The organism is Geobacter metallireducens GS-15 (assembly GCF_000012925.1).
Classification (GTDB): domain Bacteria; phylum Desulfobacterota; class Desulfuromonadia; order Geobacterales; family Geobacteraceae; genus Geobacter; species Geobacter metallireducens.
Genome location: NC_007517.1, coordinates 853,702 through 865,488 on the forward strand (window position 1 = coordinate 853,702; position 11,787 = coordinate 865,488).

General features: G+C 58.0%; 7 protein-coding genes. 2 read left to right on the forward strand and 5 right to left on the reverse strand.

Annotation, left to right across the window (positions count from 1 at the left end; translation table 11 throughout):
• Positions 1 to 151: 151 nt before the first annotated feature.
• The 4 genes from GMET_RS03890 to GMET_RS03905 all read right to left on the reverse strand — a co-directional run bounded on the left by GMET_RS03890 (position 152) and on the right by GMET_RS03905 (position 7,039).
• Positions 152 to 2,398: a sensor histidine kinase gene (locus GMET_RS03890; RefSeq protein WP_004513522.1), complete on the reverse strand. Its 2,247-nt coding sequence runs from the start codon at positions 2,396 to 2,398 to the stop codon at positions 152 to 154.
• A gap of 184 nt (positions 2,399 to 2,582) precedes the next feature.
• Positions 2,583 to 3,011: a response regulator gene (locus GMET_RS03895; RefSeq protein WP_004513523.1), complete on the reverse strand. Its 429-nt coding sequence runs from the start codon at positions 3,009 to 3,011 to the stop codon at positions 2,583 to 2,585.
• A gap of 1 nt (position 3,012) precedes the next feature.
• Entirely contained in the window at positions 3,013 to 4,416 is a 1,404-nt protein-coding gene (locus tag GMET_RS03900) for a PAS domain-containing sensor histidine kinase (protein WP_238378971.1), read from the reverse strand.
• Positions 4,376 to 7,039 carry a chemotaxis protein CheB gene (locus GMET_RS03905; protein ID WP_011365723.1) on the reverse strand — a complete coding sequence of 888 codons (2,664 nt, stop codon included), beginning with the start codon at positions 7,037 to 7,039 and terminating at the stop codon, positions 4,376 to 4,378. The genes GMET_RS03900 and GMET_RS03905 overlap by 41 nt, the downstream gene beginning before the upstream one ends.
• A 321-nt stretch (positions 7,040 to 7,360) precedes the next feature.
• On the opposite strand from GMET_RS03905, the gene GMET_RS03910 reads away from it, so the two are divergent.
• Together GMET_RS03910 and GMET_RS03915 are read left to right on the forward strand one after the other, a co-directional pair.
• Positions 7,361 to 8,206, forward strand: coding sequence for a PstS family phosphate ABC transporter substrate-binding protein (locus GMET_RS03910; RefSeq protein WP_004513526.1), 846 nt, complete (start codon positions 7,361 to 7,363; stop codon positions 8,204 to 8,206).
• A 9-nt stretch (positions 8,207 to 8,215) separates the two neighbouring features.
• Positions 8,216 to 10,426: a putative bifunctional diguanylate cyclase/phosphodiesterase gene (locus tag GMET_RS03915; RefSeq protein WP_004513527.1), complete on the forward strand. Its 2,211-nt coding sequence runs from the start codon at positions 8,216 to 8,218 to the stop codon at positions 10,424 to 10,426.
• Between the two features lie 123 nt (positions 10,427 to 10,549).
• On the opposite strand, the gene GMET_RS03920 is transcribed toward GMET_RS03915, so the two are convergent.
• Complete coding sequence (locus GMET_RS03920) at positions 10,550 to 11,425, reverse strand: PEP-CTERM sorting domain-containing protein (RefSeq protein ID WP_238378972.1); 876 nt, start codon at positions 11,423 to 11,425, stop codon at positions 10,550 to 10,552.
• Positions 11,426 to 11,787 lie beyond the last annotated feature (362 nt).

An 11,787-nucleotide genomic window follows, 5' to 3' on the forward strand; every position in this document is an offset into this window, starting at 1 on the left:
CTCTTGTATTGAAAGCAGTGATTCAATAACACGGAGAGACGGAGAGCACGGAGAAACCAAGAGAAAAAAACAGAGAGGCTACCAGAAATGATTCTGAACGCCGGTTTTTGATTTGCTCCGTGTCCTCCGTTTCTCCGTGTTATTTGGATTATTACGCCGTTACCGGCAGCTCGATGATGAATTTCGTCCCGTGGGGAAGATTGTCCCGCACGCGGATGAAGCCGTTGTGGTCGGCGATGATGGTGCTGACGATGGCAAGCCCCAGGCCGGTCCCGGACTTCTTGGTGGAGAAATACGGCTCGAAGAGGCGGGGCTTGTCCTCGGGGGCGATGCCGTGTCCCGTGTCGGCCACGGTGATCACCGCCATCTTCAGGACGGGATCGAAGCGGCTTTCGATTTCGATCTCCCCCTCTTCGGCCACGGCCGCCACGGCGTTGTCCAGGAGGTTGATGAAGACCCGCTTGATCTGATCCCGGTCGAGCTGCAGATGGGGGAGCCGGCGGTCTTCCCGGAAGCCGAACGAGATGGCCCTGTGCCCCTGGCTGAAGAGGGTGAGGGCCTCGCGGATGATCCCGTTCAGGTCGTTGGGGGCCGGGTTGGCGGCCGGCATCCGGGCAAAGCTGGAGAATTCGTTCACGAGGTTTTTCAGCTCATCCACCGATTTGACGATCATGGCGGTGCATTCGTCAAAGACGGTGTCTTCGTCGCCGAAGCGGGGGAGATAGCGCTTTCTCAGCCGCTGAGCGGAAAGCTGGATCGGCGTCAGGGGGTTCTTGATCTCGTGGGCGATGCGCCGGGCCACTTCCCGCCAGGCCGCCATCCGCTGGGCCTTGATGAGCTGGGTCAGGTCGTCGAAGACCACCACCGTTCCCAGGAACTCGCCGCTTTCGTCCCGCAGCATGGTCAGGTTGAAGAGGAGTGTCGCCCTGGAGTCGCGGATCGGGACCGTCACCTGACGGCTGATGGTGTCCTGCTTCGCCATCACCATGTCGCGCAGGATACCCTTGAGGGTGTCGATCTGCTCGTGCTTGAGAACCTCCCGGAAGTTCTTCCCCACCACGTCGCGGGCGGCGACCTGCAGGAGCTCCTCCGCCGATTTGTTGATGGTGGTGATCACACCATGACTGTCCACGGAGATGACGCCGGCGGCCACGTTGCGCAGCACGATCTCCATGTTGCGGCGCCGCTCGTCCAGCTCCTGGTTGCTCCGGACGAGCTCGATGTTGGTCTGGCGCAGGGCCTGCTGGTGGCTCCGCAGGTCCAGGGTCATCTTGTTGAAGGCGGCCACGAGCATCCCGAACTCGTCGCTCGAGCGCTGCCCCAGTTGCACGTCCAGGTTTCCCTCGGCCACCTGGCGGGTCGCCTCGGCCAGCTCCTTGATGGGGGTCGTGAGGCTGTTGGCCAGGTAGATGCCGAACCAGACCGCCAGGAAGACGATCACCATGGTGACAAGGAAGAGGGTCAGGATGTACCCCGAGCGGATGGGGTTCTTGAGGATCTTGAGCTGGCGGAACTCCTCGTAGGAGCTGGTGATCTCCCGCATCTTCTCCACGAGGGAGTAGGGGACGACGTAGTTCACCACCACCACCCCCACCACCTCGTCGGCCCGGTAGGTGGAGTAGATGGGCATGATGCCGCGGATCAGGTCGGCTTTCCCCACGGTGTTGACGCGACTCAGTTCCTTGCCGTTGAGCCCCATCTTGATGTCCTCGGAGGAGGGGTTCGTGAATTCCCCCTGGGGGACGCCGGGGTTCGACGACCGGACCAGCTCTTCGTTCTGGGAGGAGTAGACCTCCACGATGCCGAGGTTGTACTCCTGCTGCTTCCGGCGGACCAGCTCCCGGAGCCGGGGAAGGTTTTCCTCGTTCAGGAGCCGCTCGTCCCGGATGATGGAACTGATCTGCCGGCCGTAATAGAGGGCGTTGGCGGCCGAGTTTTTGTAGTAGGTCTGGGCCACCTCCAGGGACTCGGACAGGGAGCTCTCGACCTGGGTGTTGAACCAGTTGCGGATACTCATGTTGACGTAGGAGGCCGACACCACGAAGAGGAGCATGGTCGGTACCAGCGACAGTCCCATGAAGGCGATGACGAGCTTGGTCTGGAGATTGGCGCCAATGGCCTTGCTTCGTCGCTCCATGAGGAGCTTGGCCACATTGCGGAAAACCAGGTAGATGAGGAGAATGATGAGGAGAATGATGATGTTGATGATGCCGAAGATGAGGATGTTGCTCCCCATGGGGACTTCGGAGCTGATGCGGGAGAGGTGGATCTCGGCCCGGGTCAGCACGAGGATCAGCAGGACGGAGATGGCGATGATAATCGCTTCCCGCCGCCGCTTCTTCCGCTCCTGTTCCGGAGGGGAAATGATGGGTGGCTGCTGGTGATGGTTTTCAACCATTGATGGGGAATCCTTGGTGTGGCAAAAATGCAACAGGGTCACTTTATACAAACGGGAGCGTTAATGCAAGGGAGCGATTTGCCGAAGGGCGGTCTCGAAAATGAGAAAAGAGGCACCGGTGGTTATCTGCGGTGCCTCTTTTCTCTAGGGGGGCTTGGTAACTCCGGTTTCTGCATGGTGCCGGTTAGTTGATCACCGCAGGCCTGTGACGTTTCAGCATGACCTGGTCAATGAATTTGCCGATAGCCAGGAACAAAAGCTTGGTGTCTACCGGTTTCAGGATATAGTCCGTGATGCCGATATCCTGCAACTGGTCGAAGTAGCACTTTTCGCTATAACCGGACATGACGATGATTTTGGCGTCCGGTTTCAGGCCTCTGATCTCCCCGGCCATCCGGATGCCGTCCATGTCGGGCATGTTGATATCGGTTATGACGATGTCGAATTCATTGGCCCGGCAGAGTTCCAACCCTGATTCGCCATTATCGGCAAGGATGATGGCAACCCCCGGGAATTTGTTGGAGATCATGAGCGGAATCAATTCTCTCGCATACCGGTCGTCTTCCACAAAGAGAATGTTGATGGATTTGGCTGGATTGCGGGCTGGTTCCATGTCAGACCTCGATCCTGAATTCGGCGCATTCTTTGATGTTGCGAACGGTCAAGTGGCCTCCCATGTTTCGTTCAATGATGTTTTTTGACATGAAAAGTCCGATGCCGCTTCCCTTGCCGAGTTTCTTGGTGGTGAAATAGGGATCGAAAACCTTGTCGATAATGTTCTCATCGATCCCGCCGCCGTTGTCGGTGATCGTGACAACAGCCCTGCCGTTCTCCGGCCGGGAACTCACTTTTATCCATTTATCGGCAACGAGCGCATCCCGTGCGTTTAACAGGAGATTGAGCAGCGCCTGGCTGAATTCATTGGGGAATCCCGCCACCTGCGAATCCTGGACAAAATCGGACTGGATTGAAATGCCTTGCTGCGTGAAGAGTTCGCCAACGAGTTCCAGTGTTTTTTTGATGACCTGGTTTATCCTGAACGGGATCTTTTCCCGGTCCGGTTCGGAAAAGGCCCGGAAATCATCGATGGTTTGGGACAGGTGTTTGAGGATTTCCATCGCCTTCGCAACGTTAACGCTGACCAACTGCTTGTCAAGGCAGTCGGATTCGCTGAACAACCCTAGTTGCTGAATCAATAGCCCCATGACATTCAACGATTGCCGCCATTGGTGGGCGATATTGGCGAGCATCTCCCCCATGGCGGCCATCCTCCCCTGGTGAACCAGCAGCAGTTCCTTGTTCCGGAGCTCTTCCACCGCCTGCAGCCGCCCGGTCATTTCCTCCTTTTCCCGGTCAATGGATCGGGCCAGTTCCACGGTCCGTTCCAAAACGCGCTGCTCCAACTCCTCCCTGGCCCGGAGGAGGTTATCCTCCGCCTGTTTCCTGGGGGTGATATCGATCACCGCCATAAGGCACTCGTCACCAGGGACGACAGTGGTCCCCTCTATCTGCACGAAGAGCGGCTGTTGCAGCCCCTTCGACATGAGCAGCTCGAACGTGTGCGTGTTATTGCCGGAAAACACCTTGTCCAGCAATTCCTTGAAGCGCGCGGAATTGATTTTGTCGAGAAAACGGCCAAAATTCTGCCTGATAAGCCGGGAGCGTTCCGTATTCAGCAGGGTCGCCCCGGCCAGGTTGGCGGAGAGGATCGTTCCGTTGCGGGAGAGGGTGAAATAGCCCACCGGGGCAAAATCATAGAGGAGCGAATAACGGTCCCGGGAACTTCGCAACTCATCCTGTGACCGGTGCAGCTCCTCATTCTGCATTTCCAGTTCGATCTGGTGGACCTGCAACTCATGGAGGAGTGTTAAAGCGTCCCCCTCCGTCCTGGGGACAACGCTTTGAAGGGGAAGCTCCATGAGGCGTCTCTCCGCGCCGCGGCGGAGCGTTACGTCCTGCGGCGCGCCAGGTGGGGCATCATTCTTCTTTCCGCCCCTGCAGCAGTTTTTTGACCTCATCCCTGAGTTCCTCTTCCAGCTTCTTGAATGGCGTGATGTCGGTCATGGTGATTACCACCCCGTCGATCACATCACTCACCGTGCGGTACGGCATGATCCGAACCGAGAACCAACGTCCGTCGTTGGTGGTCACCTGCTTTTCCGAATAGACCAGCGTCCGGAGCACTGCCTCGGCATCGTCGGTCAGTTCAGGGTAGCTGAGATCGTTGACGATGTCGGTGAGGGGGCGCCCCACATCGCTTGGGATCAGCTTGAACAGCTTGCTGGAGGCGTTGGCGAAGCGGCGGATGTTCAGCTTGCTGTCCAGGAAGATGGTGGCCACCTCGGTGCTGTTGAGGAAGTTCCGCATGTCGTCGTTCAGGTGCGACAGTTCATCCACCTTGGCCTGCTGCTCGGAGTTCACCGTCTGCAGTTCCTCGTTCATGGACTGCATCTCCTCCTTGGAGGTGGTCAGCTCTTCGTTGGTGGACTGCAACTCCTCGTTTATAGATTGTAACTCCTCATTCGAGGCTTTCAACTCTTCCTGTGAGGTTTGCATCTCCTCCCGCGTGGTCTGCAATTCCTCAAGGGTAATCCGGAGCTTCTCCTGGGTCTGCTGCAGTTCCAGTTCCAGTTCGCCAATCCGGGCGGTTACGGCATCCGATGACTTGACGCCGCGTTTCTTGACCGGAGATTCCTGACAGGGCTCCAGATCCTTGAAAATGATCATGGCCATCCCCTGCAGTTCCGGCTCTTCCATCTTCTGGACAATAAGGTCGAGGGTTTGGGGATGCCCGTTGCCGCTGATCCGGATGTTCCGCGTGATAACCGGCGCATTCTGCCGCATTGCCTTGTGGAATGCGGCGAGCAGTTCGGGGCGTAACCCCTCCCGGGCCATGGCGAAAACGTTAATGTTCGCTTTCCCCACCGGCGGCTCGAGATATTTACCGATCCGGGCGCTGATGTAGACGATGTCCCCTTCCTCGTTCACGAGAACAGCGGGGGGGGAGTGCTTTTGCAGCAGGATTCGGTCGGCCAGGACCTGGAAGTTGATCTCGGGTTTCACGGGCGAGAGCTCCTTGTGGGAGGCTGTCGCAAGGGGGAACGTTGAGGGGAACGACGCCAGACTCGCCCGGCTGACGCCGTTGTCCCGTCTGAAAAGCCTCAATTTGGCATTGACGGCCGTGAAAAGCTCGGCACTGGCGCCGAGGGTCTCGGCACTGCCGAGAAACAGCACCCCTCCCGGGTTGAGAACGTAGTGGAAGAGGGGGAGGAGTTTCTTTTGCATTTCAACGTCCAGATAGATCAGCAGATTGCGGCAGATGAGAATGTCGAGCTTGGTGAAGGGGGGATCGGTGATAACGTTCTGGGTGGCGAACGTGACCATTTCACGGATTTCCTTCTTGATCCGGTACCCGTCTTCATCCTTGACGAAATAACGGTTCAGCCGCTCGGCGGAAACATCACTGGCAATGTTGGGGAGAAAGAGCCCCAGCCGGGCCTTGTCTATGGCGTCCCGGTCGAGATCGGTGGCAAAGACTTGCAGGCTGAAATGGGCCTTGGGTTTGACCTGCTCCAGGACTTCCCTGAAGATGATGGCCAGGGAATAGGCCTCTTCGCCGGTGGAGCACCCGGCCGACCATGCCCGCAGTACCCCCCCCTCCGGGTGGCTGGCCAGCAAATCCGGAATTACCTCGTTTTTTAGGTTTTCCCACGCGGCAGGGTCCCTGAAAAAACTGGTCACGCCAATGAGGAACTCCTTGAAGAGCAGTTCCAGTTCCTGGTGATTCGCCTGGATGTAGCGCACGTAGCCGGCGATGGAATCTATCTGGTGAATCCCCATTCGCCGCTCTATCCGGCGGTAGAGGGTACTCTTCTTGTAAAGGGAGAAATCGTTCCCCGTCTCGCTCCGGAGCAGGATGACGATCTTGTCGAGGGCACTCAGCTCCTTGTCCTCCAGTTTCGTCTTCTGCTGCGAAGGTGCGGGGGTGTGCTGGAGAAAGTCCATGATTTTCCCGGGGATATTCTCGGCCCGGGCAACTATGTCAGCAAGACCGAAACTGATGGCGCTGTTGGGCATGCCGCTGAACTTGGCCGAGTCGGGGTCCTGCACCAGGGTGAGCCCCCCCTTCTCCTTGATGGCCCTCAGCCCTAAGGTGCCGTCCGATCCCATGCCGGAAAGGATTACGCCGATGCTCCGCTCCTTGCAGTCTTCGGCAAGGGAGCGGAAGAAGTGGTCGATGGGGAGGCGCTGGCCCCGGGGTTCGGAGGCCTCGAACAGGTGCAGCACCCCGTGGAGGATCGACATGTCGCGATTGGGGGGGATGACGTAGACGGAGTCAGGCCTGACTCGACTCCGGTCCTTGACCGCCGTTACCTTCATGCTGGTGACCCGCTGCAGCAGTTCGGGCAGGAGCGCGATATGGTCCGGGTCGAGATGCTGGATCACCACAAAGGCCAGGCCGCTGTTCTGGGGGACGTGCTCAAGGAACTGTGTCAGGGCCTCCAGCCCCCCGGCGGACGCCCCGATGGCGACGATGGGGAAATGCGTTTCATCACTTTTCCGCTCAGGTTCGGGAGCTGAAGGGGCGGGGGTGGGGGGCTTTTTCCCCGCAACGGAGGTCTTGGTGGACTTTTTTGTCATCTATGGTCTCCGTAACGTTTCGTTAGAGTTAAAAATAATATCCGCAGCAGTGGTGATTGGCAAGATAACAGGTGTGGATAGCGATAGCAAATCCCTGTCGGTTAGCCTCGTCGTTCAAGTCCTCAGAAAGGGGGAGACCCCATGAAATCAAAAAAATGAATAGTGGCAGAGCAGTTCCTCACTTTTACGCTGAAAAGCGAATAGAAAAATGTTATTAAACAGCATGTTTTGTCGCTTTGGCCATGGCATTGCCATGGATACGCTGTAATCGTCATGACCGACAGAGTGGCTATACCGCAATCAGCCTGAGGAGGGTCTTTGATGAGGCATTCGATTGGTCCAGCGTTGTCACTGGTTGCCGCATTGATGTTTTTTGCGCTGCTGACGGGGCCGTGCCGAGTGGAAGCCGCCGGGGCCGAAACCATCCGGGTGAATGGTTCCGGCAGTGCCCTGTACGTAATGAGGCCGCTGATCAAGGCGTATCTCAAGGCCCACCCCGGAGTCCGCATCGAAATGGAAAAGCCCCTGGGGAGTTCCGGGGCCGTAAAGGCCCTTCTTGCAGGGGGGCTGGATATGGTTGTCAGCAGCAAGGTGCTCAAGTCGGAAGAGGCGGCGCAGGGAGGCATTTCCCGGGAATACGGCAAAATGCCTCTGGTCGTCGTGACAGGGAAGCAGGTATCCAAAAGGGATATCACCACGAAGGAACTGGAGGATATCTATTCCGGAAAGGTGAGAACCTGGCCCAATGGCGAGCCGATCCGGCTGGTGCTGCGGCCCGATGCCGATATCGACACCACGATCCTTGCGGGGCTCTCCCCTGCCATGGGCAAGGCGATGAAGGCGGCCCACTCCCATCCCGGCATGATTGTCGCGGTGACGGATCCCGAATCCGATGAAGCGGTCGCAAAGACTCCCGGCTCCCTGGGTACCGCCGCCCTGTCGTCGATCCTGGTGGAGAAGGCCCCTCTGAATGTTCTCGCCCTGAACGGAATCAAGCCCTCCGTGAAGACCCTGGCCAACGGGACGTATCCCCTTGCCAAGGATATCCGCTTCATCACCACGAAGCATACTCCGCCCGCCACCCTCAAATTCATCGATTTCATCTACTCGCCTCAGGGCCGGGCCATCGCCGGTAAGGCAGGGGTTCTCGTTCCCGTGGGGCGGTAAAAAGGGCCTGTGACAACACTCTACAGATCCATAGCCCGTCTCACCACTCTCTTTGCGGGGGCCATAACCATTACCGTGGCGGTTCTGGTCCCTGCCGGCTATTTTCTGGTTTCCTACCAGTATCTGCTTGGCAGCCTCGATACCCAGGCCGAAGTCAACTCTCGGGCCGTCACCCGCCTGGTAACGGCAAATCCCGAGATGTGGCGGTATGAAGAGGTCCGGCTCATGGAGCTGTTGGAGCGCCGCAGCCGGCGGGATATCCCCGAGGTGCGGCGGGTTCTGGATCTCCAGGGGAAAACCATCGTGGCGAGTGCGGACCATTTGCGTCCGCCGGTGGTGTCGCGGCGCTATGCCATCTATGACGCCGGTCACGCGGTAGCTCAGCTGGAAATTTCCCGTTCCCTCGGCCCCCTGCTGCTCGAAACGGCCCTGGTGGCCGCCTGCGCGCTGCTGGTGGGAGGGCTCGGTTTCGTCATGCTCCGCACAATCCCCTTGCGGGCCGTCAACCAGGCTCACCAGTCCCTGGCGGAGAGCGAAGCGAAATATCGTTCCCTCTACGATTCGATGAAGGAGGGGATGGCGCTGCACCGGATCATCTCCGACATGGAGGGCAATTCCGTCGGCTTCGAGGTGGTCGACGTAAACCCTTCGTTCGCGTCGATCCTCGGCATGGAGAAATCGGCGATTATCGGCATGGGGGGCGAAGAGTTTTTCAGCGGTGCGCTTATGGCCCGTTTTGCCGAGATAGTTCGCGGAGCAGAGAGCGGCGAGGCGCTGATGTTCGAATTGCCCCTGCCGGAGAAAAACCTCTTTTTTGATGTGTCGGTGTTTTATCCGGATAGCGGTCTGTTTGCGACCTTGTTCGAGGATACCACGGAGCGGAAGAAGTCGGACGAACAGATCCAGAGACTTGCCTACTACGACACCCTGACGGCGTTACCGAATCGAACCCTCTTCCTCGACCGGTTGGAACAGGCCCTTGCCGGGGCCATCCGCGATAACGGCAAGTTTGCCCTTTTCTTCATCGATCTCGACGGCTTCAAGGTCATCAATGACAACCTGGGACACGCCCAGGGGGACCTGCTCCTCACCATGGTTTCGCAACGGCTGAGGGAAGGCATCCGCCGCAAGGACACCCTTGCCCGGCTGGGGGGCGATGAGTTCATGGTGCTGATTTCCTACGCTGGCGAAGAACGCAATGCCGCACACCTCGCCCAGCACCTTCTGGAGAGGATTTCGCCTCCCTACGAGATCGGCAGCCGTGTCGTTTACACTTCCGCAAGCATCGGTATTTCCATCTTTCCCGATGACGGGCGCGACGCAGAGACGCTCCTGCGATGCGCCGACATGGCCATGTACGCAGCCAAGGAAGCGGGGCGCAACGGCTACCATTTCCATTCGCCGGAAATGAACCGCAAGGCCCATGAACGGATGGAACTGGAGATGAGTCTCCGGCAGGCCCTGGAGCGGGATGAGTTTTTCCTGGAGTTCCAGCCCATCATCAATGTTGGCGGAGACTGCCTGGTGGGGGCCGAAGCCCTTGTCCGCTGGCAGCATCCTGCACAGGGGAGGGTCATGCCGGGAACCTTTATCCCCCTTGCGGAAAGCTCGGGCCTGATCATTCCCCTGGGCGAGTGGGTGTTGCGGAAAGCCTGCGAGAAGATGAAGGAGTGGCGCGATGCCGGACTCCCGCCCGTCAAGCTGTCGGTCAACATCTCGGGGCGGCAGTTTGAGCAGCGCAACTTCACTGCGTTGGTCGATGAAGTTCTGAAGGAAACCGGCGTCGATGCCCGCGCGCTTCAGTTCGAGCTTACGGAAACCAGCCTCATGAAAGATGCCGGAGCCACGGTGAGCGCCCTCTACAAACTCAAGGAACTGGATCTGAGGATCGTGGTCGACGACTTCGGTACGGGGTATTCTTCCCTGGCGTATCTCAAGAACTTTCCCATCGATCACATCAAGATCGACCGCTCGTTCGTCATGGATATCTGCGACGATCCCGACGACCGGTCCATCGTGGAAGCCATTGTCGCCATGGCAAACAAACTCAACCTCGATGTTGTGGCGGAAGGTGTTGAAACCCGCGAACAGCGGGACTTGCTTCTGGATCTCGGCTGCCACGAGATGCAGGGGTTCCTCTTCCACCGCCCGCTGCCCGAAGAAAAGTTCGTTGAACTGCTGCGGGACGTGAGGCTTTGCACTCTTCCTGCGGCGCTTTGATTCTTGCGCTCTTGGGCGGCATTACGGGACGCTGTCGGCCCAGAAGAAAGGCGGGCCGGTAAACTGGCCGGCAGCGTCCCCGGAATGTTCTCCTGTTAAGAATCCGAGGGCAATTCCTCGTTGTTATTGTTCCTTTCGTGCCCTCACCCGATGCAGCCCGAGCAGGGAAACGAGCCCGGCACCCACCAGAAGCATCGAGCTTGGCTCGGGAACTGCTTCAGGACCGGGGGGTACCGCATTTTCTGCTGGGGGTACCGGATTTCCGATCTCCCACCCCAATACCACTCCATTCGTGGGCGTCAGGCCGAAAGCCAAGGTTTTGTCGAAATCGGCAAATGATTCCGCATCGTTGTTGGCGTCGACATAGGCCTCCAGGTACGACTCGATATCCAGCGTGTGCCCTACGATGGCCTCGAAGACGAGCGTCAGGTAGCCGGTGTCGAAACTGCGTCCCCAGTCGTAGTACATGCCTACGCCCTGTTCCTTGGTTCCCCCGGCAAGATCATGGGAGGTTTCCGGGGTGATGTTGCTTCCGTAACTCCAGGACTCGCTCCAGTGGTTGGAGTAATTATAGCCCCAACCGGGCCCATAGACATCATAGGCTTCGGCCTCCCCGGAGGCGCCGAAAAAGGCCAGTTGGGGCGACCAGCATCCTACTTCACCCGGTCCGCATATGGTGACGCTGGAGTCACTGATGGCAAACCCGGCGTCGAACTCGGCATGGGCCCATCCTTTGCCCGGATAGGATCGCGCATCAGCTCCCAGCGTCCCGTCCAGCTTCATTGTTAACTGGAGGCGGGTAGTGTCCCCCGCCGAAAGCCCTGAGGTCCCCGGCAGGATTGTGGCTCTGTTTGTCGCGGTGGTAGCTATGTATGAGGACGTAAAATAATTATTCTGGGGCCTTGAAACCGCCGAAGCCGAAATCCCCATGCGAAGCTTTCCGGCATCGGCATACCCGGAGGATGTGGCATACGATTTATTGTCTCCAATTGAAAGCATGTCTCCCACCGGCCGGCTGAAAGAGACGCGCGCGGCAGAATCGTTGTATTCCCTGTAGTAACCCGGATTCGACGAGGACGTAGGATTATAATCTCCATACGTGTAGTATTCAGCGTATCCGAAAACCTGAGCGCTCTGGCACAGCAGGATAAGCAAAGCAGCCGCGCCAGCCCCGAACCCCGAGCGAATCCTCTTTGCCATCTCATTCCCTCCCGAATGAATCTGAACGTTTTGTTGGCCGATCTGACTCAGTAGTTGCAATAACTGTGTCGTTTTATAACTTATTGTTATGTTTGAACTTAATTAAATTGGAATTGGCAGATGTAATGTTTTTCGACAGGTACGGACAATGGGTGGGGAAG